This is a genomic window from Kiritimatiellia bacterium (assembly GCA_028715905.1).
In the GTDB taxonomy this organism is placed as follows: Bacteria; Verrucomicrobiota; Kiritimatiellia; order JAAZAB01; family JAAZAB01; genus JAQUQV01.
Genome location: JAQUQV010000031.1, coordinates 1 through 26028, shown reverse-complemented (window position 1 = coordinate 26028; position 26028 = coordinate 1). Strand labels below are relative to the sequence as shown.

General features: G+C 57.1%; 20 protein-coding genes. 14 read left to right on the top strand and 6 right to left on the bottom strand.

The window, feature by feature from the left end; genetic code table 11:
* The 6 genes from PHP98_07410 to PHP98_07385 all read left to right on the top strand — a co-directional run.
* The coding region (locus PHP98_07410) for a dUTP diphosphatase (GenBank protein ID MDD5483462.1) at positions 1–165 on the top strand (165 nt) is incomplete at its 5' end.
* A gap of 34 nt (positions 166–199) precedes the next feature.
* Positions 200–1165, top strand: coding sequence for an ABC transporter ATP-binding protein (locus tag PHP98_07405; GenBank protein MDD5483461.1), 966 nt, complete (start codon positions 200–202; stop codon positions 1163–1165).
* Positions 1153–2430, top strand: coding sequence for a hypothetical protein (locus PHP98_07400; protein MDD5483460.1), 1278 nt, complete (start codon positions 1153–1155; stop codon positions 2428–2430). The genes PHP98_07405 and PHP98_07400 overlap by 13 nt, the downstream gene beginning before the upstream one ends.
* Positions 2427–3779 (top strand): hypothetical protein, encoded by a 1353-nt coding sequence (locus PHP98_07395; GenBank protein ID MDD5483459.1) that lies wholly within the window; start codon positions 2427–2429, stop codon positions 3777–3779. Before PHP98_07400 ends, PHP98_07395 begins: the two co-directional genes overlap by 4 nt.
* A 126-nt stretch (positions 3780–3905) precedes the next feature.
* Positions 3906–4652: a class I SAM-dependent methyltransferase gene (locus PHP98_07390; protein ID MDD5483458.1), complete on the top strand. Its 747-nt coding sequence runs from the start codon at positions 3906–3908 to the stop codon at positions 4650–4652.
* 231 nt (positions 4653–4883) lie between these two features.
* Complete coding sequence (locus PHP98_07385) at positions 4884–6770, top strand: metallophosphoesterase (protein ID MDD5483457.1); 1887 nt, start codon at positions 4884–4886, stop codon at positions 6768–6770.
* Between the two features lie 66 nt (positions 6771–6836).
* Here the strand turns inward: PHP98_07385 and PHP98_07380 are convergent, their stop codons facing one another.
* Genes PHP98_07380 through PHP98_07370 form a run of 3 tightly spaced genes read right to left on the bottom strand, consistent with a single transcriptional unit; the run spans position 6837 to position 9350 of the window.
* A complete protein-coding gene (locus PHP98_07380; GenBank protein MDD5483456.1) occupies positions 6837–7808 on the bottom strand; it encodes a M28 family peptidase in 972 nt (323 codons plus the stop codon).
* Positions 7809–7817: 9 nt separating this feature from the next.
* On the bottom strand, positions 7818–8882 hold the full coding sequence (locus PHP98_07375) for a glycosyltransferase (protein MDD5483455.1): 1065 nt from the start codon (positions 8880–8882) through the stop codon (positions 7818–7820).
* A gap of 3 nt (positions 8883–8885) precedes the next feature.
* Positions 8886–9350 carry a hypothetical protein gene (locus PHP98_07370; GenBank protein MDD5483454.1) on the bottom strand — a complete coding sequence of 155 codons (465 nt, stop codon included), beginning with the start codon at positions 9348–9350 and terminating at the stop codon, positions 8886–8888.
* 181 nt (positions 9351–9531) lie between these two features.
* Between PHP98_07370 and PHP98_07365 the strand changes: the two genes are divergently transcribed.
* The 6 genes from PHP98_07365 (at position 9532) to PHP98_07340 (ending at position 17033) form a co-directional block, all read left to right on the top strand.
* On the top strand, positions 9532–10431 hold the full coding sequence (locus tag PHP98_07365) for a LysM peptidoglycan-binding domain-containing protein (protein ID MDD5483453.1): 900 nt from the start codon (positions 9532–9534) through the stop codon (positions 10429–10431).
* A gap of 44 nt (positions 10432–10475) precedes the next feature.
* Positions 10476–11615 carry a putative lipid II flippase FtsW gene (ftsW, locus tag PHP98_07360; GenBank protein ID MDD5483452.1) on the top strand — a complete coding sequence of 380 codons (1140 nt, stop codon included), beginning with the start codon at positions 10476–10478 and terminating at the stop codon, positions 11613–11615.
* A 167-nt stretch (positions 11616–11782) separates the two neighbouring features.
* On the top strand, positions 11783–12868 hold the full coding sequence (locus PHP98_07355) for a UDP-N-acetylglucosamine--N-acetylmuramyl-(pentapeptide) pyrophosphoryl-undecaprenol N-acetylglucosamine transferase (protein MDD5483451.1): 1086 nt from the start codon (positions 11783–11785) through the stop codon (positions 12866–12868).
* Positions 12865–15237 carry a UDP-N-acetylmuramate--L-alanine ligase gene (murC, locus tag PHP98_07350; GenBank protein MDD5483450.1) on the top strand — a complete coding sequence of 791 codons (2373 nt, stop codon included), beginning with the start codon at positions 12865–12867 and terminating at the stop codon, positions 15235–15237. Before PHP98_07355 ends, murC begins: the two co-directional genes overlap by 4 nt.
* Positions 15238–15243: 6 nt before the next feature.
* Entirely contained in the window at positions 15244–16134 is an 891-nt protein-coding gene (locus PHP98_07345) for a D-alanine--D-alanine ligase (GenBank protein ID MDD5483449.1), read from the top strand.
* Positions 16135–16154: 20 nt separating this feature from the next.
* A complete protein-coding gene (locus tag PHP98_07340) occupies positions 16155–17033 on the top strand; it encodes an FtsQ-type POTRA domain-containing protein (protein MDD5483448.1) in 879 nt (292 codons plus the stop codon).
* A gap of 185 nt (positions 17034–17218) precedes the next feature.
* Here the strand turns inward: PHP98_07340 and PHP98_07335 are convergent, their stop codons facing one another.
* From PHP98_07335 to PHP98_07325, 3 genes are all read right to left on the bottom strand, one after another.
* A complete protein-coding gene (locus PHP98_07335) occupies positions 17219–18823 on the bottom strand; it encodes a family 20 glycosylhydrolase (GenBank protein ID MDD5483447.1) in 1605 nt (534 codons plus the stop codon).
* Positions 18824–18860: 37 nt separating this feature from the next.
* On the bottom strand, positions 18861–22472 hold the full coding sequence (gene smc / locus PHP98_07330) for a chromosome segregation protein SMC (GenBank protein ID MDD5483446.1): 3612 nt from the start codon (positions 22470–22472) through the stop codon (positions 18861–18863).
* A 181-nt stretch (positions 22473–22653) separates the two neighbouring features.
* Positions 22654–23127, bottom strand: a complete 474-nt coding sequence (locus PHP98_07325; protein ID MDD5483445.1) for an NYN domain-containing protein — start codon at positions 23125–23127, stop codon at positions 22654–22656.
* A 560-nt stretch (positions 23128–23687) separates the two neighbouring features.
* On the opposite strand from PHP98_07325, the gene PHP98_07320 reads away from it, so the two are divergent.
* Both PHP98_07320 and PHP98_07315 read left to right on the top strand, forming a co-directional pair.
* Positions 23688–24374, top strand: a complete 687-nt coding sequence (locus PHP98_07320; GenBank protein ID MDD5483444.1) for a response regulator transcription factor — start codon at positions 23688–23690, stop codon at positions 24372–24374.
* On the top strand, positions 24371–26028 hold a 1658-nt coding region (locus PHP98_07315), incomplete at its 3' end, for a histidine kinase dimerization/phospho-acceptor domain-containing protein (GenBank protein MDD5483443.1). The genes PHP98_07320 and PHP98_07315, both read left to right, overlap by 4 nt.

Here is a 26028-nt window from a genome sequence, read left to right as displayed (position 1 = left end):
GTGGAAGTGGTGGATATGTTTCACTTCCTGATTTCGCTGGCGCAGGTGCTTGACATGTCGGCCGAAGATATATTTAAAGCCTACCGGCAGAAACACCAGGTGAACATTGACCGGCAGAATTCAGGCTATACCGCCAAAAACGAGGACGACAGCCGCCATATCTGAACCATGAGGGATTAAAAATAAAAATTCCGCATTCATGAAATCCGACAAAATTCTTAAGGAACCGATCGTAAAAGCGGAGGGTTTGGCGAAAACCTTCCGCGATTTCTGGCACAGACCCGTCGTGCGCGCGGTTAACGGCGTCAGTTTTGAAGTTCATCCCGGAGAAATATTCGGCTTCCTGGGGCCAAACGGTTCCGGCAAAAGCACCACTTTGCGCATGATTCTGGGCCTGTTAAAGCCCACCGCCGGAAAACTGCTGGTGTTCGGCCTGCCCCCGAAAAACGTCAATGCCAAGAAAAAAATCGGATATCTCCCGGAAGAATCCTGCCTGTATCCTTTTCTCACGGCCCGGGAAACGTTGATGTTTTACGGCAGCCTCTTTAATCTCGCGCCGGACGTCCTCAATGACCGGGTTGGACAACTCATTGAAATGAGCGGCCTTCAGCACGCCGCCCGGCGCCGAACCGGCGAATTTTCAAAAGGGATGCTGCGCCGCCTCGGTCTGGCCCAGGCGCTGATTAACGACCCGGACCTCATCATCCTGGATGAACCGACATCCGGCCTGGACCCGCTCGGCTGCCGCCAGGTAAAGGATTTGATCCTGACCCTGGCCCGGCGCGGTAAAACCATTCTGATTTCCTCCCATCTCCTGGCCGATATGGAAAGCGTCTGCCGGCGGGTCGCGATCATGAGCAACGGCCATATCATCGTGCAGGGCAATTTAAACGAACTGCTGGAAAACTCCGCTGTCTGCCGTTTCCACCTGCCGGCCGCGGACAAAGCGCAAATTAACGCCATTCTTGCCTTCATGCGGGCGCAGGCGGGGGCTGAAGCCCAAGTGGACCACCCCCGGAAAACACTTGAACAGTTCTTTCTGGAAACCGTTGAAAACGCGCGGTCCGGCGCGATGATCCCAAGCGGCGTGGCTTATGTCAAGGAGATCGCGCCTTTCCTGGCAGGCAAAAGCCGCGAAAACGAAAACGGGATATGCGAAAAATAACCGCCATCGCTCTCTTAACCATCCGGGCCGCGCTGCGCTCCCGGTCGTTCGCCGCCGCCGCTTTTTTCCTGATTATAATCATCGCCGGCCTGCCCTTCGTGATCAAGGGCGACGGCACTCCGGAAAGCCGGGCGGACATATTCATCAACTATTCTTTCGGTCTCCTGATGTTCGTTTTGTCGCTGATCGCCGCCTGGAGCGGGGCCGGCGCAATTTCGCTGGAAATAAGCGGCCGCCAGATGCAGAATGTGGCCGTCAAACCTCTGAACGCCTTTCAGGTTTGGGCCGGGAAATTAACGGGGCTGATGGCGATCAATCTTTTCCTGCTTGCGGCGGGAGGAACATTGATCGCCGCCATGCTGAACGGGATAACCCGTCCCATGGAAGCAGGGGATGGCCGGCGGCGCGGACTGCGCCGCGAAATAATGAGCGTCTACCGCACCGTCTTGCCGATAAAAGCCTCGTCTTCCGCCGGAAAAACGGCCGCGATCGGTCCGGGCGAAAATCATATCTGGCATTTTAATTCAGGAATGCAAAACGGCAGGACTCCATTCGCCCTTATAAAATTCCGGTTCATCCCCTCGCCCTTTTCCTATCAGACTCCGGTCAGCGGGCACTGGCGGCTCTCCGACGGAAAAGGACCGGACTTCATCAACCAGACAACTACTTCCAGCCCGAACATGACCGCCTGTCTGAACGCGTCCGCGCTGAACATATCCGGCGCGCTGGAGCTGGAATACACGAATCTGCAGACCAACCCCCCGGTAACCGTTTTTTTTCTGTCGGAAGAAGATTTATGCCTTTTGCTTCCGGAAAGCACTTTTGAATCCAATCTGTTGCGCGGCCTGATCATGGGGTTTGCGCGTCTTGTCTTCTTCACCTCGCTGGGAATGATCGCCGGCGCTCTTTTCACTTTCCCGGTGGCGGTTTTTACCTCAATGGGGCTGCTAATAACGGCCCTCGCCGGCGGATTGGCGCGCCAGATTGCGGAAAAGGGTTTGTGGCTGAATGCTTCCCATGAACAACTTTCCCCGGCGGCCGCCATGCTGAACGAAGCGGCGCGCGGTTTATTCCGCCTGCTTTCCGCCGTCTTTCCGCCCCTGGATCGTTTTAACCCCCTTGCCTTCCTGGCGGACAGCCTTTTTATTCCCTGGAGTCTGGCGGGGGAAGCGTTCGCGGTCATCGGCATTTTGTATCCGCTGGTTCTGATGTTGATCGGCGCCGCATGCCTGCGCCGGCGGGAGATCGGAATCGCATCGCCATGAAAAAATATTACTCTCTTTTCGCCGTCATTATCGCCGTGTTTTTTTTCTGGGCGGCCTGGCAGACGCACCCCGCGCGGACCCGGCACGAAAAAAAACGCGGTGCGCCGGCGGCCGGCGCGCCGCCGCTCGTCGTTCTGACCACCACCGCGCTCGGCGGATTCCGCGGACTGCTGGTTGACCTTCTCTGGATGCGCATGATCGCCCTTCAAAAGACAGGCAGGGTTTTTGAGATCGTCCAGCTGGCCGACTGGATCACAAAACTGGAACCGCAGTTCACGACCGTCTGGGCATTCCACGCCTGGAACATGGCCTACAACATCAGCATCCTTTACCCGGCCCCGGAATACCGGTGGCTTTGGGTGAAAAACGGCATCGGCCTGCTCCGCGATAACGCCCTGAAATACAACCCCGGTAACCCGGTTTTATGCCGGGAACTGGGTTGGCTTTACCAGCATAAGATCGGCCAGGACTGGGATGACATGCACGTTTATTATAAATTCAAGCTGGCCCTGGAAATGGAGAATCTTTTCCGCGGGCCCCGGCCCGATTACCGGCAGTTGGATTCCGAGCCAGAAAAAACGCAATGCCTGCGCGTAAAATACAAGCTCTTGCCGGAAATCATGCAGTCAATTGAACGCGATTACGGACAACTGGACTGGCGGCTGGCCGACACGCACGCCCTTTACTGGGCTTACCGCGGACTGCACGAAGCCGCCCCCGGCCAAGACACCGGCCAGTGCGACCAGATGTTATATCAAGCCATGGCCGATGAATTCCGGCAGGGCAGAGTTTTCATGGACCCGGATGCCGGCATTTACCTAGCCACGCCTCGCCTTGACCTCCTGCCCGGCGCCCTGAAAGCCTATGAAGACGCCGTTAAACTCCGGCAAAATGACGCTTTCCGGCCGGCCTATCTCAATTTTCTGGCCGAAGCCGCCTTTATTTTCAATGCCTACGGACGGAATGATGACGCGCGGAAATTATTTGAAAAAATGCTGGCCGAAGAACCGCCTTTGCGCGCCCGGATGACATTTGAAAACTACATCCTTGACTGCGAACAGACCGATATCGCCGCCCTGCCCCAGGCCGATGCCGGCGCCCGCATTGAGGGGCTTTTATATCAGGATCATCTGCGCGCACGCGGCGGAAAGGCAGGCGCGGCCAGACTCCGTGAAAAGGCAAAAGAGCTCTGGTCGCAATACGCCGCCGCGCTTCAAAGCCGCGGAAAAAAGGATGAAATTCCCCCTTTTGAAATGTTTGACCGGCAGGCGCTGGAACGGGCCTTGCAAAAGTCCAACCCCGGATTTTCCTCGTTGACTTTGCATGACAATTGTCCTACCATCAAATGACTTGACATGAATATTGGTCAACTTGACCGCTCAACTTGCTTAAGAGCAAGCTCTCAGGTCAAAAGATTATGTTTTAATGGTTAGGTCGCAACCGAATCTATCCACACCCGCAAGGAAATTTTTCACATGGACATCCCGCGTATCTTCAACATCACTGAAAGCGCTCACCGCATCCACAACCCGATCACACCCGAAAAGCTCGCCGCTCTCGGCGCGGCGCTGCGTCTGGAACCGGGAGACCGGGCGCTCGACCTCGGCAGCGGTTCGGGGGAGATGTTGTGCACCTGGGCGCGCGATCACGGCATCATCGGCACCGGCATTGACATGAGCCGGTTGTTCACCGAGCAGGCGAAACTCCGCGCCGTAGAGCTCGGCGTGGCCGATCAAGTCAAGTTCATCCATGGCAATGCCGCCGGCTATGTCTCTGACGAGAAGGTCAGCGTGGCGGCTTGTGTCGGCGCCACCTGGATCGCCGGGGGAGTCGGCGGCACCATCGCGCTTCTGGCGCGGAGCCTCCGCGCCGGAGGAATCATTCTCATCGGCGAGCCCTACTGGCGGCAATTACCGCCGACGGAAGATATCGCCAAGGGGTGTCTTGCCAAATCAATCTCCGACTTTCTCATGCTTCCAGAACTTCTCGCGTCTTTCGGCCACCTTGGCTGCGACGTCGTTGAAATGGTTCTGTCCGACCAAGACGGCTGGGACAGATACGAGGCGGCAAAATGGCTTACCATGCGCCGATGGCTTGAAGCCAATCCCGGCGACGCGTTCGCCAAAGATGTTCGCGCCAAACTGACCTCGGAACCCGGGCGCTACGCCGCTTACACGCGTGAATATCTGGGATGGGGCGTATTCGCGCTGATGCCGCGGTGATGCGTTGGCGCGCGCGGCAGACCGTCAACGGCTAAACCTGACAATGTCGCGTTGAACACAAAAAAACCGTTTTTAACTTTTTGCGCGATATTGATACAACGGGTTACGATAATTTTTCATCCTGTCAGGATGATTCCTGCCTCATTGCATTTTCGGGTAAAAGCATGGGGCCACCGGAAAGCACGTCTGCTTCGTCGTCCAAAAAAAACAAAAGGAGGAGGAGATAATATCATGAGAAACAAACTTGTTTCATTATTGGCCGCCGGTTTAATGTGCCTACCCGCCCTGCAGGTTTTACGGGCCGCCGAGCGCAACACGCTGATTTTTATCAGCGACCTGCACATGAACACGGATGTTTCCTACGGCTGGCTGAAAACCAACACCACCGCCCTGGCAACCTTCATTCAAGGGATGAACGCTCGGGAAGACGTGGCGGAATTGATCATTCTGGGCGACATGCTGGATGACTGGATAGAGACCGTGGAAAACGCTCCCCATACTTTCCGGAATATCCTTGTCTCTCCAAACAACGCCGAAATAGTCGCGGCCCTGCGGGCCGTCTGCCAAAACCCGGAAATTACCGTCACCTACGTCGTCGGCAATCACGATCTGCTCACGTTTAAGCCGGAAAACAAGACCGCCATCACCAACATCCTGCCGGGATTAAACATTATTTCCGACGAGCCGGGGCTCGGCGCCTATACCAAAAACAACGTAATCTGGGCCGAGCACGGACACCGTTACTGCATGTTCAACGCGCCCGATGTCTGGAGCCGCCCCGGCGGGCACCTGCCGCTGGGCTATTTCATCTCCCGGATTGCCGCCTCCAAATCCGCGCGCGAAGGCAAGCTGTACACCACTTTTGACGCGATTGACGCGATTGTTCAGTCTTATTCTTCCTACACTCTCGCGGGCGAAGACCGGGCCAAAATCATTAACGCCCTCTTTGACGCCTTCGCGCTGGTCTGGGGACATTACTGGCCGTGGGACACCTTTACCATGGGAAACACGGACCATTTCACCAACAATCCGTCCGTCCTCCATATCGGCAATGTTTTTGACGGAATTTACAGCAACTGGCCGAGCCAAATGAATACCGTGGAACCGGCCGAGGCGGTCGCGAACGAGCTGGGCGATCTTTCCGGCGCGGCCGCCCTGCTTTTTGAAATGCCAGAACGTATACAGGACAAATACCCCTTCACGCCGCGCATTGTCCTTTTCGGACACACCCACAAAGCGGACCTCCTTTGCCAAACCGGCGCCCTTAATTCCATCTACGCCAACAGCGGCACATGGGTGGACGGAAAACCCGGGAGCTGGGTGGAAATTGAAATCAACCGCTTCGCCAAAAGGGATTTTTACACCGTGTCGCTATGGTTTAACGGCGAAGCCGCGCCGCGCCGGAGCGCCACCTTGGACATCCCCCAACTCACCGCAAACGGACCCTTCCAGGCCGCGGCACAAGACTTTGACGGCGACCGCCTGGCAGACCCCGCCTTGATTGACGCCGGCGGAAACTGGCATTTCTGGTCTTCATCAGACTCGTACGAACGCAAGGGGCACTATGCGTTCGGGATCAACGGCCTTGCTGTTGCCGGAGATTTTGACGGAGACCGCCGGGCCGATCCGGTTATGGCCGTCAATTCTCTCTGGTATATCTGGTTCAGCGGATCAGAATATCAACTGGCCGGAGGCCCCTTTGACTGCGGCGTGGCCGGCTTGCCTGTCGCCGGAGATTTTGACGGAGACCGCCGGGCCGATCCGGTTATGGTCGTCAATTCTCTCTGGTATATCTGGTTCAGCGGATCAGAATATCAACTGGCCGGAGGCCCCTTTGACTGCGGCGTGGCCGGCACGCCTGTTGCCGGAGATTTTGACGGAGACCGCCGGGCCGACCCGGTTATGGCCGTCAATTCTCTCTGGTATATCTGGTTCAGCGGGTCGCAATATCAATTGGCTGGATGCCCCTTTGACTGCGGCGTGGCCGGAGTGCCCGCCACCGGAGATTTTGACGGCGATGGATTGGCGGACCCGGCCATGGTAGACTTTGACGGGAACTGGCACATCTGGTTCTCAAAATCAGACTATGCCCCGTCCGGACCGCTCCTGCTAAAATGACCATAAGCTTCATGCGCTGCCAGGCCTTCATTATGCCTGCCCGGACGCAGGGGCCAGGATAACCATTTACCGCATTAAGCCGTCAAGGAGGCGCAAAACAGTCCGGCCGACTGTCGCAAGGCTTTGCACGCTCAACTTGTCAATCGTATCTTCCGGCGTGTGCCAATAATCGTTCAACCCCGGCGCGGAACCGTATTCAAAATCAATAATATCAATCGCGGGCATCCCGGCCGAAAGGAAAGGCTGGTGGTCATCCAGAATTTCACCGGAGGAAAGCGCGAATTTTCCGCGCGCCCCCTCCTTCTCCGCCGCGCTGAACAGGGCCGACACCAGACTTAAAGCGCTGTTGCGCGGAATGGTCAGGTTCAAATCGCGATCGCCGACCATATCCAGGATTATCACCGCCCGCACCTTGCAAGCACGGCCGTCGCGCGCCAGCTGTTCCGCCAGGCGCCGGCTGCCGTGCAAACCGTCGTTTTTGCCGTAGCGCCGGAGACACTCCTCGCCGTCAAAGAACGCGAAAAGAAAATTAACCGGCGGAGTGCGGGCGCTTTGTTTCATGACGCGCGCCATCTCCAGCAGGACGCCGACGCCCGAGCCGGAATCGTTCGCGCCCTGGAAATTCTCCGCGATGCCGGCCTTGGCATCGTAATGCGCGCCGAGAACGATCCATTCCTTAACGGACCCGCCGCCGGCCGCGCGACCCGGCAGAATTCCAATAACGTTCCTGAAAACAACCCGGCCGGCCGGAGTTTCCTCCGCGAACTCGTCAAGGGAGGACGCAACCCCCGCGGCGCGCAGGCGCTCAAACAGATGTTGCGCCGCCCTTCGCGCGCCCGGCGAGCCGGAATGCCGCGGCACGATCGCGGTCAGTTCCTTAATTTCCGCCATGGCGCTGTCCGCGTTAAAATCAGCCGGATTGAAATAACCGGCCGGGGCCGGCTCGTGCCGGCGGCAGCAACCCTGAAAAATCAGCAAGGCAATCCCCAGCAGGAGAATAAAAACGGGCGGGAAGAAATCGGCTTTTGCGTTGATCATTATCTTTTGCTATTTCAGCCAGGCGGACAGAAGTCTCTTCAACTCCTCCTCGGGTTTTCTGGCCTGCAGTCTTTTTATCCGCGCGCGCTGTGAGTCCATGATTTTCTCTCGCAATTCCTTTTCAGTTATCACCCGGCGCATTAATTCGGCCAGTTCCACCTCGTCCAACCCGGAATACATGACACCGGCGTTGTCCATTGCCTCGGGCATGCCGCCCGCGGCGCGGGCAATGACCGGGATATCGTGCGCCATCGCCTCAATCAACGGCAGGCAGTAGCCTTCATGTTCGCTCGGGCACACGTATAAATCCGCCACGCGGTAATAAGCGCTCAGACCCGCCGGGGCCGCGAATCCCTCAAAACACACATTCGGCATGTCCAAGTCCCCGGCCAGCATGCGCAGCATGGCATAATAACGCGGCGCGCTGCGGTTGGACCCGACAATCAGCAAGCGGCTGTAGGGATTGATGGTCTTATGGAACCACGCAAACGCCCTTATCAAATCCTCAACCCGTTTGTTGGGAACGATCCGCCCCACGAATAAAATGTTGGCAAGCGCATCGTCAAACTTCCGCGTAATCAGCGGTTCCGGCGCCAGGTCAAGCGAGCGGAACGAAAAAAGGAGAGGAAACACCTGGACGTTTGCAACGCCGAGCGCCTCAAGTTCCCCGGCGTTAAAACGCGACACCGTCCAGACCGCGTCAGCCCGGCGGCAGACGTCGGACAGACGGGAACGCCCCGCACGCAACTGCTCCGCCAGGGCATCGTCAAAACCATTAAAATACTCGGAAGGCGTGATGTTGTGGTAAATAATAATTTTTCTTGCGGCGGAAGAGAGAAACAAATCGGTGGACGGCGAATTGATGCCGTAATGATGCAGGCAGATATCGCCGGAAGCGGCGGCATAATCGGAAAGCGGGCGGCACTCTTCCCGCAAACTCGGCGAAACCGTCTCCGAATCGCAGTAAAGCTCGGAAGCAAATCCCCATTTGCGCAATATCTCCCGCAGCTGCAGGGCTTCGTGAGAAATGGCGTCGCCGTCGGCAAAACCGGCCAGTACCTGATGAATATTCATTTTTTATTTGCTGCCCGCGGAGGCCAGTTTGTCCAGCCGTTCCTCCATTCTGGCCAGTCTCCGGGCCAGATCATCGTCCGCTTTTTTTCTTTCGACCGCTTCAAACTCCACGGCGCCGGTGAACAATCCGTTGATCAGGTTCTGGCGGAAGGCGATGCGGTCGTGCTGGTAACGCAGCAATTTCCAGAGGAATTTTTTAAGCCCGGCCAGCACGGCCCCGAGCGGAGCGGGACGGCGGGGGATGTCAAAATCGTAAGTGTCAAACGCATCACGGTAGCGCAGCAACCTGAGAAAATGGCGCAAATACTCGGCATCGGAAGATGCTTTCCGGAGGGTGAGCGCGCCGATTGCGGCGGAAATTTCCGGCGGGGCAGAGCGGCCGGTCAGTTTTTTCAGCCTGGCGGCGCTTTGCCTTATTTTTGCACCCAGTTCCCCGGTGCAGTCCTCTCCGGCAATTATGATTTGCATGTTGAAGTTTCGCAAATGGTTTTTTGAATAGAATACTATGATGCCGGCAAAAACAAAAGTCAATGACGGATTAATGCCGCCTGGCCGCGCAAAAACAGATACAAAAAAATATTGACAAAGCGGCGGAGGCATGTGATATTAACTTGTAGTTTTATTTTCAAAAACCTTAATTGGAGAAACAATGAGAAAAATATTAACACTGGCGGCGGTTGTCATCGGGTTGCATTGTGCGGCAATAATGGCCTTGTGTCTTGTTCAGGGGTGCAAAACCACCAAAAAACAGGCCGAGCCCGCCGTGCCGGTCATGCCGCCGTTAACCGCCCCGTCGGTCGCCCCGGCCAGCGCCGAACGCGCCGCAATGCCCTCAAAAACCGAGGAAACAATTGAATATACCGTCAAAAACGGCGATTATCTTGGCTCAATCGCCAAACGGCATAATGTAAGCGCGCACGAGCTGGCCGCCGTGAACAAGCTGACCGACCCCAACAAAATCCGCATCGGCCAGAAACTGATTATCCCCAAACGCGGCCATGTTTCCGCCACGCCGTCCGTAAAAACCGCCGCTAAACCCAAAGAAAAGAAAAGTTTCGCCGCGGAAACCGGAGAATACGTGATTGTCGCCGGCGATAACTTGTCAAAAATCGCCGCTAGATTCAACGTCAAGCTGAAAGAACTGCGTGAAGTCAACCAGCTCGTTAACGACAAGTTAAAAATCGGACAGAAATTGATCATACCGGGCGCGAAGAAAGCCGAAGCGGCTCCTGAAACAGCGCCGGCCCCCGCCGCCCCTGAAACGCCGGCAGAAACCACCGCCGCCGCGGCTCCCTCTCTCGCTCCGACGGCAACGCCGGCAGAAGCTCCCGCTGAAACACCGGCCGAGACCCCGCCGGCCGCCGCACCCGATAGCTCCGTTACGCCCCCGCCAGCCGCCGCCACCGGAATAACCCATGTGGTCATGCCGAACGAAGACCTGAATTCCATTGCCAAATTATACGCCATAACAGTGGAAGAAATAGCCGCGGCCAACAAGTTCAAGCCAGACCAGACCGTTCAGCCCGGTCAGAAAATTATAATTCCCTGAAAGCTTCTGTTTATTTATTCCTGCCGCGATAACCGGCGCGGATAATGTGGAAAACATCCGCTATTCTTGTATTCATTGTGCTGTGCCTGATGGTTTTCGGCATAGTTATGCTGGCGAGCACCAGCGGAATTAAGGCCCAGGTTTTATACGGCGACCCGCATTATTTCGTCAAACGGCAGATCTTCCGGGGATTAATTGCCCTTATCACCGGCCTCGCCGCCAGCCGGCTGGATTATCACCGCTGGCGTTTTTTAGCCGTTCCCGTATTCGGAGTGGCGGTTGTTTTACTGGCACTTGTTTTCATCCCGGGGATAGGGGCAAAAATCGGGGGCAGCCGGCGCTGGCTGCACTTTGGTTCTTTTGGATTTCAGCCCTCTGAGTTCGCCAAGTTTGCATTGATTTTGATTATGGCATGGTGGATGGCGCGCGAACAGCGCCACGCCCCGGACTTTCTGCGGGGGGCGCTTCTGCCGGGCGGTCTGCTGGCAATGGCGGCCGGGCTTATTTTTCTGGAACCGGATTTCGGCACCACCATCCTTTCCGCGGCGGTCGGCATGATTATCATGTACGCGGGCGGAGCGCGCCTGGGTTACCTGCTGTTGTTTGCCGCTGCTGGCCTGACCGTCTTTTCGCTGGCAGTCATGCGCGATGAAGTCCGTTTGCACCGGATTCTGGCCTTTATGGACCCGGACAAATATTCCCAGACGTATTCTTTCCAGCTGGTCAGCGCGATCAATGCCTTCATTGCAGGCGGAATGGGCGGAGTGGGCCTGGGCCAGAGCATGCAGAAACATTATTACCTGCCGGAAGCCCACACCGATTTTATTTTCGCCATTATCGGCGAGGAACTCGGTGTTTTTGCCACCGCCACCGTGGTTATCTTCTTCGCCGGCCTGTTCTTCTGCGGACTTAAAATCAGCATCCGGGCGCCGGATGTCTTCGGCCGGCTGCTGGCCTTCGGCATTACCATGATGATCACGCTCCAGGCGGCCATCAATATCGGCGTGGTAACCGGCTGCTTGCCGACCAAGGGTCTGCCCCTGCCCTTTATCAGTTTTGGCGGCTCAAGCCTGATCATGTCGCTGATTGAAATCGGCGTTTTGCTCAATATCGCCCAGCATGAACAAAACAAGATCAAAAGGGCTGATGTGCGCGTGATTAAAGACCGGGTGCACCGTTTCTAATGCGGCCGGGCCGCCATTCAGCATAGGCGTCCGGCGGTTCGCCGTTGAGTTTTCCGCCGGAGAGGCGGACCCGCCGGAAAAAATTTTCCGTAAAACCGCCATGCCTGCCCAGCTGCGCGCGGCCAGGGTTTTAACGAAACACTCTTGCGGACGTCCGGCTTAAAAACATGAAAATCGGAATTGCATGCGGCGGCACGGGGGGGCATATTTTCCCGGGCCTGGCCACGGCGGAAGTTCTGCGCGCGCGCGGACACGAAGTGACCCTCTGGTTAAGCGGCCGGGAGATTGAAAAAAAAGCGCTCATCAATTGGAGCGGACCGATGATCGCCGCGCCCGCCATGGGACTGCCTTCCCGGCCGGGCCTGAGATATTTTTCCATGTTCGCCGTAAACTGCCGCGCTTTCCTGCGGTGCCGCCGGCAAATGAGGCTTTCGCCGCCGGATGTTTTCCTCGCCATGGGCGGCTATGCATCGGCGGCCCCGGCCCTGGCCGCCGTTTCGCGCTCAATTCCGCTGGTCCTGCACGAGGCCAACGTTATCCCCGGAAGGGCCAACCGGTTTTTGAGCCGCTGGGCAAAAATTCTCGCGCTTGGATTTAAAGAGACCCGCAATCATATCCGCCATCCGAACATGGTTTACACCGGCATGCCCCTGCGCGGCCGGAGCGCCGGCGGCAAAACCGCGGACTGGAAACTCCTTCAGCCGGAAATTTTCACCGTCCTGGTCATGGGCGGAAGCCGGGGCGCGCGCAGGTTAAACGAAGTGGCGGCGCAGGCCTTCCGGAAACTTCAGGAAGCGGGCAAAACCGTGCAAGTCATTCATCTGACCGGCGTTGAGGATGAAGACACAATCAGAGAAACATACCGGGAGCGCGGCATTGTCCATCTCGTTTTTTCGTTCCTGCACGCCATTGAGCAGGCCTATTGCCGGGCCGTTTTCGTGATCTGCCGCGCCGGCGCTTCAACCTGCGCGGAACTTTCCCGCTACGGCACCCCGGCCCTCCTGGTTCCCTACCCTTACGCCGCCGCCAACCACCAGTTCGCCAACGCGCGCGCCCACGCTGAAAACGGCGCCGCCGATGTTATCGCGGAAAAAGATTTAACCGCCGATTGGCTGTCCGCTTATATCGGCGCGCTCATGAACGACCGCGGCAAATTGGAACGCATGCGCCGGGCGGCTTTACAGCACGCAAGTCCGGATGCGGCAGACGCCCTGGCCGATTGGGTGCTGAAAACCGGGGAAGAAAAGAAGTGATTGCAAAAGACATAACCAAAGAAATGGACAACATTCAGGCATTTCTCCGTTGTAAAAAACGGCGCGTTCACCTGCTCGGCGTCTGCGGCGTGGGCATGGCCGGCCTGGCTTTCCTTTTAAAGAAAAAAGGCTTTGAAGTGACCGGGTGCGACCTGGCCCCAAACCGCCTGGCCCCGTGGCTGGCAAAACACGGCATACCGGTTGCGGCCGGCCATGATCCGGCGCACGTCCTTAAAGCCGATCTGCTCATCCGCACCGGCGCCGTGGCGGAAAACAACGCGGAGCTTTGCGCCGCGCGCCGGGCGGGAAAAAAAATATTCCGGCGCGGGCTCGTTTTGGCCGCCATATCCGCAGGCACAACTTCCATCTGCGTAAGCGGCGCCCACGGAAAGACCACCACCGCGGCCATGATCGCCCAGATACTGCGCCAGGCCGGTTTTGACCCGTCCTTCTGCATCGGCGGCGAAGTCCCCGTGCTGGGCGGAGTAGCCGGGCACGGGAAAGGCAATCATATCGTCCTGGAGGCCGATGAAAGCGACGGCACCCTGGCGTTTTACAGACCCCGCCTCTCTGTTATAACCAACGTTGATTTTGACCACGCCGAGCACTTCCGCGATTTTTCCGCGCTGCAACGGTGTTTTGCCGCCGCCGCCGGCCGCACGCGCGGAAAAATAATATATTGTTCTGACGACCCGGCGTCGCGCAAAATGTTCCGCCGCGCGCAAAACGCCGTCTCCTGCGGATTTTCGGCCGGCGCAAACCTGCGGCTCAGGCGCTGGAAGGCGGCGCCGCGCGGATTTGCCGTCCGCCTTGAAACCGATGGGAAAAAATCGGGAGAGCTCAACCTGCCGGTTCCGGGACGGCACAACGCCCTGAACGCGGCCATGGCCTGCGCCGCCGGCCTTGAACTCGGCGTTCCTTTCGCCGTCATTTCCCGCGCGCTGGCAGGATTTCAACCGGCGGCGCGGAGGTTTGAGCGCATAATTGAGACAAAAAAACTGTTGATCCTCTCCGATTACGCCCACCACCCCGCCGAAATCTCCGCCCTCGTGAAGACCGCGCGCGCATTGAAACGCAAACGCCTGCTGGCCGTGTTTCAGCCGCATCGTTACAGCCGCACAAAAACCCTCGGCCGGCTTTTCCCGCCGGCCTTCCGCGGAATTGACCAATTGATCCTGTGTCCGGTCTATGCGGCTTCCGAAGAAAAAATGCCCGGCGGGACATCGTGGGACCTCTATGAAAAATTCAGGCAATACGGCAAAACGCCGACCTTCTGCGCCTCTTCGCTCAAACAGGCGTGGGATTACCTGAAAGCCGGATTCCGCCCCGGCGACGGCATATTGATCATTGGCGCCGGGGACGTCGTTAAAATCGCCGAATGGGCCGGGAACGAATTTGCGGGCAGAAAAACCGCAGTTTTCCGGGCGCAACTCAAATCCGCCCGGAAAAAACCGGACGTTGGAACCTGGCAACGCAACATTGCAAAATTCCCCGCCGGAAGATTAAAATCCAGCGTTGTCAAATTCAGGGAACCCCTCGCTCAAAAAACAACCTTGCGGGTCGGAGGTTCTGCTGATATCTTTATAGAAGCGGACGATTTGACCGACCTGGCCTTGACCGCCGGATGGGCCGCGGAAAACCGCGTCCCGCTCAGAATGCTCGGGGCCGGCAGCAATACGCTCGTGAGCGATTTGGGCGCGCGCGGAATTGTTGCAAGGCTCAAAGGGGTCTTTTGGCGGAAAATACGGCTTGAAAAAAACAATGAAATCACGGCCGGGGCCGGAACCAGTCTGGGCAAACTGACGGACTGGGCGGCGAAACACGGCCTGGCCGGCGCCGAATTTCTGGCCGGGATACCGGGCACAATCGGCGGCGCCGTGCGGATGAACGCCGGCGCGTTCGGCAGGGAAATCGGCGGCATTATCAGCCGGGTAAAAATAATGGAGCCGGCCGGAAACGTCAAAACGCTTCTGCGGAACCGGCTCGGTTTTGCCTATCGCCGCTGTGCCGGGCTTGAAAACCGGATCGTACTGGAAGCGACCCTGAAACTAACGCGCGGAAATCCGGACGTTATCCGCAAAAAGATGGATCAAATCCGGCGCCGAAAAAACTGGATGAAAGGCATGCGGTCCGCCGGTTCCGTTTTCAAAAACCCGGTTGGCGGCCCGGCCGGGCGGGTGCTGGAAAGACTGGGCTTAAAAGGACGGAAAATCGGGGGCGCAAAAATTTCAGAACAACACGCGAACATAATCACAACCGGCAAAAACGCTTTAGCTTCCGATGTGCTGGCGCTGATTGAAATCGCGCGCGATCTGGCCGGCATAAAGCGCGGCATTGACCTGGAAAGGGAAATTGAATATTTTGAATAACCGCCTATGAGCAGAAAATTCAAGCACGTGGCCGTATTAAAAGGCGGCATTTCCAAGGAACGCGAAATTTCCCTGCGCTCCGGCGCCGCGGTCGCCGGCGGATTGCGCCAGGCCGGATACGCGGTTGACGAAGTTGACGTCAAGGGGCCGGATTTTGTTCTGCCGGACGGAGTGGAGGCGGTTTTCATCGCCCTGCACGGCGAATTCGGCGAAGACGGGCAAATCCAGGAGTTACTCGCCCGAAGGGGCATTCCCTATACCGGCGCCGATCCGGAAAGCAGCCGGTTGGCCTTTGCAAAGGATCTGTCCAAAGAAATCCTGGCGCGCCGCGGAATCACAACGCCGCCCTACGAAATATTGCGGAACGGCCGGCCGCGGACTTTACCCCTGCCGGTCATTGTCAAGCCGACCCGTCAGGGCTCCAGTTTCGGCGTGCACCTGGTGCGGGATGAAATTTGCTGGCAGGACGCTCTGACGGAAGCGATGATTTACAACCATGAGACCCTGGTGGAACAATACATCGCGGGCCGGGAGCTTACGGTCGGAATTGTGGGCCGGGAAATTCTGCCGGCGATTGAAATCAGGGCGCCGGAAGGCAACTACGATTACCGCGCGAAATACACCAAGGGGGTAACCGCCTACCTGGTTCCGGCCCCGCTGGAAAAGCGACTGGCCGATGACGCCCGGCGCCTGGCCTGGGAAACGTACTGCGCGCTCAAGTGCCGCGGATTGGGACGGGTTGACATGCGCCTCTCCCCGGAAGGCGCGATATACGTCCTGGAACTGAACACCATACCCGGTTTTACGGAAACAAGCCTCTTGCCAAAGGCGGCCGCCGCCGCAGGCTGCGGATTTGCGCCCCTTTGCGCGCGCATTATGGAAACGGCGGGGCTCTGAAAAGCAGCCGAAGCAAAGCCATGTGGGGAAAAAAACAAAAAAAACGGCGCGGCGGACCAAACAACAGCGACGTCCTTCATTTGGCGGGATTCAACGTAAAAAGCAGGCGCGGCAGAATGTTCGCGCTCCGCATGGCAATCACCCTGGTTATGGCCCTGGCCGGCCTAGCCGCGCTCGGCATCCTGGCCTGGATAGGAACGCAATCCATCGCCCAGTTCCTCTTCTTTCGGAATGAGATATTCCGCCTGCGTTCCGTAAAAATTGAATGCGACGGCGAAGTAATAACCCCGAAACACGTTTCCGAGTACCTTATTCTCAACACGTGTTCCAACCTGTTTTCGTTCAACATGGCCGCGGAACGCGCCGCGCTCCTCAAGAAAGTGCCGCGCATCCGGAATGTTGAATTCACCCGGACTCTGCCCGGCAAGCTGGCCATTGTAGTCCGCGAGCGCCTGCCCATGGCGCGCCTGGGAATGGGATACTATTATCTCGCCGTTGACCGCGAAGGAAAAATCCTGGGGCCCTCCTCCGGATCCAAAAACCTGCCGGTCATTTCCCGGCACAAACTCTCCGGACTGCGGCCGGGCGTCCTGTTGGAGGACATGAAAATCGCAAGGGCGCTGAAAGTATTAACAACCTGCGACACAACGCCGGTCGGGGAACAAATAAAAATCAGGGAGATTGACGTCGCCCAGGAAGATGCGCTGGAGCTTACGCTCGCCGGCGGCGAAAAAGTGCTCTTTGCCTGGCCGGACATGGACCGGGATGCCCCCGGAAACAACCTGGAAAGGAAACTGATCCGCCTCGCCGAAAGCCTGAAATCAGCCGCCGCGCGCGGCAAAAAAATTGCCGCCATTGATATGACTCTGGAAAACAATTTCCCCGCCCGGGAATACTGAGTCCGGCAATTCATCCCGGCGCCTTGCACTCTTCGCCCCCCGCGGCTGAAGCCGACGCGCCGCGCAAACACGCATGACCATCCGGCCGCCGCCGTCATTCAGAAAACGCGGCAAAACTTCCGGGACAAATACATCCCGCTTGCAAAACTTTTGCGCCTGATTTTTACGCCCTGATGTCCCCGATGTTATCGGGACCAAACGCCAAGACTTCCGGCGATAACTTCGTAGCGGACTTTCAGTTCCTCCTGCACGCTCTGCGGTAAATAAGTGGCGGCAAACAGCCTGGCGGTCTGGCGGCGCACCCGCCTGAGCGCGCAGATTAACGCTTTTCTTTCCCCGGGAAGAGATTTTTTCAAAACGGCCAGGGCCGCGCGGATCAGCAATCCGTCCACGGCAATGCCCTCAAGCCAGAAATCAAAATTGCCGGCGTTGCGCCGCGCGTTTCTCCGGAAGCCGCGAAACATAACCGCGGCCTTTTCATAATCTTCCAGAATGCTTTCAAGGTAAATCCGGGTTGCGCGCCGCCCGCCCCGCGCCCTTGCAAAATCCGCAAGCGGTTTTGCCAGGGGACAGCGCTTTTTTCCCGCTGTTTTAACTTTGTTCTGAAGAATATGGGCCTGAAGAAAGGGAATGCCCGCTCCTTTTTCGGCAAAAGCGACGGCCTCCCCAAAACAGGGCAAATCCACGCCATACATGCCGGCCGTATAATCCTTCCAGAACGCGCGCTGGTCAAAGTCTCCTTTTCTTTTTAATCCCCAGACAGCCGCATAAGCCGCCGGCAGGTTTGTTTCGGGATGGTTGTGCCGCACAGCCCAGGAGGTAACCAGCGTCCCTTTTCCACCGCGAACGCCACGGCGCGCGACATAATAACAATTAGGAATATGCCGGCTTGATAACGGGATACCGATCAAATCGCCGGCGCAACGGCTGGCCGGCGCGGTCAACACCGTGAATCCCTTAGCATGCAGCGCGTCCGCGCAATAAAAGGCGCGGAAGGTTTTGTCCCGCCGGGTTTGACGATCCAGAGCGTATTTCAACAAATGCCGGCGGAAAGGCCGGTCGGCCCGGCGGTTTAAATTTTTCAAATTAAACCAGCGGTTGCCGCGCCCAAATCCGCCCCAGACCAGGATGCTTTTTTCCCGCTCATTGGTTATCCAGTAGTTCCAATCCATCAGCGCGACATATTTCGGTATTTTTCCGAGAATATCGGGATGAGACAAAACCATGTCCGCCCAGATAACGGGGGTCAACCCGCGTTGATGAATATGTTCCCAGAGCGGCCGCATGTGCCGCAGATACAACCCACCCCGGCCGAATTTACGCAACAACGGAGCGCAACGCCGGCTGTTCCCGAGCGCCCAGGTTTCGTCGCCCCCCAGGTGAAAATATTTTTCCGGACGGACAACGGCGATGATTTCGTCATACAATTTTGTCAGGAAGGGAATTGCGTCCGGGTTGGTAACGTCAATATGTTTTGCCAAATCCGGCGCCTCGCGCAAATGGGCGTATTCTTTTTTGCCGACGATAAACTCCAGATGTCCCAGCGACTGCATGAGGGGGATCACATCCATTCCCCGGCCGCGGCATTTCGCCGCGAAGGCGGAAGTTTGCGCGCGGCCCCAGGCCTCGCCATGGCTGACTGCGGGATGTTCCGCGAAACGGAACTTGTCCTCCATTTCCAGGAGCAAAGCATTATAACCCCATTTTTTCAGCCGCTCCGTGAAACGCGCAAGGTAATCGTTTTTCCACATGGCGCGTTTGAAATCAAGATGGTAGGCGATCATTTTCATGTTCTTATCCCCCCCCCGGCCAATATTGGGGGAAAAATCAATTTTTGGCCTGGAGGACGATTTTTTCCGGCTGGCTTTCGTCCGCCGGCGCGGCGGCCGCCTCCACTTGGCCGGAGCGGTTGAAACGCATGGAGACAATGGTTGAAATCTTGTCTTTTGCCATGGTTACGCCGTAGAGAACGCCGGCGGCGGAAATGGTCTGGCGGTTATGGGTAATGACGATGAATTGCGAGTCTTTCAAAAAGCCCTTGAGCATTTTGATGAAACGCTGGTTGTTGGCATCGTCCAAAGCGGCGTCCAACTCGTCCAAAACACAGAAAGGGCTCGGTTTGACCATGAAGATGGCAAACAAGAGGGCCACGGCGGTCATGGTGCTTTCGCCGCCGGAAAGCAGCGAAATGCTCTGCAGTTTTTTCCCGGGAGGACGGGCGTAAATCTCAATGCCGCATTCAAGGATATCGCCTTCATCCGTCAAAATCAGCTTGGCGGTTCCGCCGCCGAACAACTGGCTGAACATAGTCTGAAAGTTTTCATTGATCCGGGTGAACGTCTGGGAAAACATTTCGGTGGTGGTCTGGTTTATCTTGCGGATGGCATCCAGCAACTGCTGGCGGGCGTTGACCAGGTCCTCCTGCTGTTTGTTCAGGAAATCGTAGCGCTCCTGCAACTGTTGAAGCTCTTCTATGGCGCCGGTGTTAACCGGACCCATGGCCTCAATTTTGGCCCGCAGTTCGGCGATCATCGCCTCAAGCTGTTCGGCGGAAGGTCTTCCGTTTTCCTCCCATTCCGGCTCGCCCGCGTGCATGACAACGTCTTCCGCGAGGTGGTAATCGCCGGTGATGCGCTCAAGGAGATGCTCGCGCCGCATGCGCAGCTCAATAATTTTACCGTTCAGATCGCTCTGCTGGCTGCGCAGGGAATCCCACTCGGCGCGCAAGTGTTTCAACTTCTCCTCCGCATTTCTGCACTCCGCCGCCAGCCGGTCGCGGCCTTCCCGGATGCGCCCGCACTGCTCCGCGTTTTTCGTCTTTTCCTCCCGCAGAAGCGGCAGACGTTCTTCGGCCTCTTTGTTCGCCGTTTCCAGCTCCGCGATGACCCGCTCGTATTCGCGGATGCGGCCGCGGCGGCTGTTGACCAGGGCTTCCAGATGGGCGATGCGTTCCTGTTGCGCCGCCCCCATCTGAACAAGGTGCGCAACCTCTTCACGGTGCCGAACCGCGCCGACATTGGCGGCCATGACTTCGGCCTGCAGTTCCTTGCTTTTCTGTTCAAAAGTTTTCAGCCGGACATTGAGCCCTTCCAGGCCGTGTTTCACCTCCAGCCGCCGGGCGCGGATTTCGTCCATCCGGGCGACAAGCGCGCTTTTGCGTTCGGTTGAATCGGCCTGTTCCTCTATTTCCTTCAACTCCCAGGATACGGTTTCAAGGTTGTCGCGGATTTTATCGGATTCGCTCTTGATCACAAAATGCTGCCCCTGCTGACCGGCCAACGCCTGCCGCCGGTCGGCGAGTTCCGCCTGCATGCCGTCCATGATTTCCTTCTGCTTCTTCCGGACCGCGGCAGCGGCCGCAAAACTTTCCCGGGCGGCGGCGAGCTTTGCGTTGCCATCCGACAGCCCGGCCCTGATATCTCCGCGGCGTTGCTGTCTGATAATCGGGCTTTCCTCCGGCCGCATCCCCGTCCCGATCTGCAAAACGCCCGTCCCGCGGATAACAACCCCTTTCCTGGTAACACAAACGATATCCGGATCAATTTCCGGCCAGGGCAAATCGGCGGATTCAACAACGCAGACGTTCCGCAAAAGGCGCGTGAAGAGCGGCCGGAACTCTTCGTTAAATTCCGCTTTTTCAAGCAACGCCACAGCGCCGGGGGGACAAGGCGCGGGCGGGGCGGCGACGGCCGGCAGACCGGCCACTATAAAACTCGCGGACACGTCAGCGCCATTTTCCGACGCCTTGACAATCTCCGCCGCGCCGGAAACGTCTCTTAAAATAAAGGCCTCCAGCAAATCGCGCAACACGGCCTCAAACGCAAGGCGGTATTCGGGCTGGATTTTAACCTGTTCGTAAATCCTGCCCAGCAGATGCTCGCGGCCGGGCGCGGCGGGCTCGGATTCATTTCCGCCGGCGGCCGGCGGGACGGCGGTTTCGGGGTCCGGGCCAAGCATTTCAAGCTGCGCCGCCAAAGCCGCGGTTTCATTTTCATGGCGTCCGATTTCCGCCTGCGCGGAAGCCATTCGCGCTTCGGCCAGGGCGCATTCCTTTTCAAAACCGGCGAGTTTATTTTCGGCGTCCGCCACCGCGTCCTGCATCTCTTGCGCCGTTTTTTCCGCGGCCGACGTCCGTTCCTGCTGTTTTTCAAGCAGGAGCCGCAAATTCTCCTGCTCGGCGGCGCGGCGCTCGCGGCGGCCGGCATTGACGCGGTCATCGGTTTCCAGCTGGTGGAGATCATTTTGCGACCTGGCCAGCTGTTCCCCCAACTCCATGGATTCGGTCAAAAAATTCTGGATGTCTTTTTTTGTTTTTTCAAGCTCTTCCTCGTGCCGCGCATTTTCCCCGCTCTTTATTTTCAATTCCGCTTCGGCTTTCTGAAGTTCCGATTCGGCGTTTTTCAACCTTACCCCGCTCTGAACAAGGATTTTGCGGACTTCATCCAACTCGCCGAGCGCGGTGTCGGTTTCCCGCGTGTCATGCTGGATGAGCCGGCGGTGTTCGTCCAGTCTCTGGTTGTTGGCGGCGATTGAGCGGCCCAGCTGGTCTATGCGGGATTCCAGCTGCACGGCCGTCTGTTGCAGGGCCGACATCTCGCTCTCGGTCCTTTCCCGCTCTTCCTGAAGACGGCCGCTGCCGGCCTCAAGCTGTTCAATCTCGCTCTGGAGGGCCTCGTTCTTTTTTATAACGGCCGCCTGCCGGCCGTCCATGGCGGCAATTTCATCCGCCATGGATTTCAAACGTTCCCTGGAGGCAAAAACGTCATAGGAACGCATCTGCTCAAACAGTTTCCGATAACGTTCCGCCTTGCCGGCCTGGCGTTGAATGGAAATAATCTGGCGTTTGACTTCCTTGATGATATCGGCCAGCCGCAGGAGGTTGTTTTCGGTCTGTTCCAGTTTGCGCATGGCTTCGCGTTTGTCGGCCTTATACTTGGTGATGCCGCTGGCTTCTTCAAATACTTCCCGCCGGTCCTCGGGCCGCGCCCGCAGAATAAGATCAATCTTGCCCTGTTCCATCACCGAATACGAATTGGCGCCCAGGCCGGTGTCCATGAAAAGCCTCTGGATATCCTTCAGGCGGCAGGGTGTTTTATTGATAAAATACTGACCTTCACCCGAGCGGAACACTCGCCGTGTAACGGTAACCTCGTGATATTCAGTGCCCAGAATCTGTTCGCAATCAGTCAAAGTCAGGCTTACTTCAGCCAAATTCTTCGGCGGTAAAGAGTCGGTGCCGTTAAAAATACAATCCTGCATGGCCGCGCCCCGCAAAAGGCGCGCGCTTTGCTCGCCCAGAACCCAGCGGATGGCATCCGAAACATTGCTTTTGCCGCAGCCATTCGGGCCGACAATCGCCGAAATGCCTTCGCCAAATTCAAGAACCGTCCGCTCGGCAAAGCTTTTGAATCCAATCAATTCCAGGCTTTTAAGATGCATATTGCCTTTCCCCTTGCACAGGTTATTGACAACTTATTAACAAAAAACCGGAACACTATAACATGTGGTCATGGAGCTTGCAACTACAATCTGTGGTAAAAAACAAATTAGACCTTTATTAACAATAACTTACATAGAAAACAATCTTCAGCTTATCCGGACGGGAGTTCAGCGGAACGGCCTATGGCGGTTTTGGGAAAAAATCGCCCAGCGTGATCTTTTCCCGGCTCTGATTGAACTTATCAATCCTTGAGGTCAAATTCCGGCTTTGCTCATGGAGCATTGAAATAAATATTGAAGCGGCCATGCTTTCGGCGCCGCTGGCGCCGACGGCATCGCGTTCCAGCCGGTCGGAGGTTACCACGAGGATTTTATCGGGACATTCCGCATGCCATACAATGTTTTCAATGACGCTGTCGGCGGTGACGCCGGCCCGCGCAAAAACAACCTCTATGATTTCGCTCTCCGGCGGATTATCGGGCGGCGACTGCAAACAGCCGTCAAAGACAACCGTTATCTTCCGGGCCATGACATTTTGCAGCGGTTCCAGCCGGGCGAGAAGCGCTTTTCTAAGGCGGGCCAGATCGCCTTTCGCTTCCCCGGCAAAAAGCCGATGAATCAAATTGTAGCCGTCAATAATCAGCCATTCAGTCATTTTTTTCGTCTCGTTCCCCGCCAAGGCGAATCATCGCGCCAGCGGGGTGGCGCTCCTACGGGTTCATCTTCTCCGCAAAACTCTCATATGCCCGGCCACAGGCCAGCCGCGCGCTGCGCGTGGCCGGGGCTTTAATGGAACGGTCTAAAACACCCCTTGCCTTTAACGATTATAATTCCTTAATTAAACAGTTATCAATAAAATTCTGCGCAAGAAGCGCAGGATTTTATTGCAAATATTTTCTGATTATGATCATGCTGGTAAAAGCTGACCGCGTAATAATGGAATGAGCGTCATTTTCTTTAATTTTCAATTAGGCCGTTCCATTTAAACATGATACACTTTTGCGTAGGAGTTTAAATAAAACCGGCGGATCGTCAGCCGGGAAAGTTTTGGATGGCGGCACTGCCGCCTTAGGAAGGCGGTAAAGCCACAACTTTTTCCTCCGCAAGATGATTAGCCGCGAAAACGCACAAGATGAGCACAAAAAAGATTGTTTTGTGAACCCGCCTGCTATGTGAAACATTGCGGGCAGGTTTTATGCCTCTCCAGGACAGCCCATGGCCAAAAACAGAATATTCATCGTTGAGGATGAAGAAGATATTCTTGAGCTGCTGCGCCATAATCTGGAGCGGGAACGCTTTGAAGTAAGCGCGGCCACGGACGGCGAACGGGCCCTGAAGGAAATTGCGCGCGCGAAGCCTTCGCTGATCCTCCTTGACTTAATGCTGCCGGGCATTGACGGCCTGGAAGTGTGCCGAAGGCTCAAAAAAGATTCAAAAACGGCAAATATTCCCGTGATCATCGTAACGGCCAGGGGTGAAGAAAGCGACATCGTGTCCGGCCTGGAACTGGGGGCGGACGACTATATTACAAAGCCTTTCAGCATGAAAATTGCCGCGGCGCGCATCAGAGCGGTTCTGCGCCGCAAACAGGAACCGCCCGCCGATAAAAACACGCCGACACGCATTCACGACCTTGAGATTACGCCCGGCCGGCACGAAGTTCTGCTCAAGGGAAAACCGGTGGAAATGACCTTCTCCGAGCTCAGGATTCTGCACCTGCTGGCCGGCCGGCCCGGATGGGTGATGACCCGGGAACAGATTGTGGACGCCATACGGGGGGAAGATTATGCCGTTACCGACCGGGCGGTGGACGTGCAGATCGTCGGCATCAGGAAAAAACTCGGGGATAGAGCCGACTATATTGAAACCGTGCGCGGCGTGGGATATCGTTTCCGTGAATGATCATGCGGCCGAAAAAATTACTGTGGCGCATTTACCTTGCCTTCTTTCTAACCGCCGTTTTCGCCTTTCTTGCGGCAGCCCGGCTCATCACAACTTCCTTTAATCAATTCCACCAGGACCAGGCGCGCCACAATCTGCTGACCCAGGCCCGCCTCACGGCCAGAGAGCTTTCCGGCCGCCTGCCTCTCCCCCGCCGCGAAAACATTGACCCGCTCTGCAAAGAACTGGGGCGCGTAACCCAATCCAGAATTACCATCGTCGCGCCCGACGGCCGGGTGCTCGGAGATTCGGAAGAAAATCCGGATTTGATGGAAAACCACAAAGACCGCCCTGAAATTGCCGCGGCGCTCAAGGGAGGAACCGGCGCCTCCATCCGGTTCAGCGCCACCATGCGCTGTAATCTGATGTACCTGGCCATTCCCGCGCGGCCCGGCACGGAAACGGCGGCCGTGGTGCGGACCGCCCTGCCGTTGTCCGCCGTTGACCTGACGTTACGCGCCGTCTATAAGCATATTCTCCTGGGCGCAATAATCATCGCCGCGCTTTTCGCCATCCTCGCCTTCCTGATCCTGCGGCGCATAACGCGGCCGCTTGAAAATATGCGCATGGCCGCCGAGCGGCTGGCGCGGGGCGAATTGGAGGCGCGCGCGGCTGAATCGGGCTGCGAGGAAATCGCCGCCCTGGCGCGGGCCTTTAACCAAACGGCGTCTCAACTCGGCGAGCGCCTGCGCATCATCACGGAACAACGCAACGAACAGGAGGCGGTTTTTAACAGCATGGCCGAGGGGGTGCTCGCGGCTGACAACAACGAGCGCATCCTGCACGTCAATCCGGCCGCCGCGCGCGTGCTGGATATTGTCCCGGAAAACGCGCGCGGCCGCTCCGTCCAGGAAACAATAAGAAATCCGGATTTGCAGAAATTCATCAGCAGCACCCTCGCGCAGTCCGGCGTGCTGGACGCTGAAATTGTCATTTACGGAAATGAAAATCTGTTTCTGCAACTGCACGGCACGGCGCTCAAGAGCGCCGGCGGCATGAATATCGGCGCCCTGGTGGTTTTCAACGACATTACCCGGCTTAAAAAACTTGAAAATATCCGCCGTGATTTTGTCGCCAATGTGTCCCACGAACTCAAGACGCCCATCACAACCCTCAAGGGCTGCGCGGAAACACTCGCCGATTTCCCCGCCGCCACGCCGCGGGACGGCGAAAACTTCATCGCCATGATGACCCGCCATGTGGCCCGCCTGGAAGCGCTCGTGAACGATCTTCTGATCCTTTCAAAAATTGAGTTTGACGCCGGAGACGGAAAGATTCAGCTCAAGGAAGAGCGGCTGAAGGAAATTCTGCGGCGGGCGTTGAATAATTTCAAACAACAGGCCGGCCTGAAGAAAATCGCCGCGGAGCTTGAGTGCCCGGAAGATTTGCGCGCGCGCGTCAACGCCGCGCTGCTGGAACAAGCCGTGGGCAACCTGGTTGACAACGCCGTTAAATACGCCGGCGAAGGGACGCGGATTCTCGTCAGCGCCCGGGCCGACGGCCATGACATTGAAATCATTGTGTCCGACCAGGGGCCGGGCATTGAAAGGAAACATCTTGACCGCATTTTTGAGCGGTTCTACCGCGTGGACCAGGCCCGCAGCCGGGCGCTCGG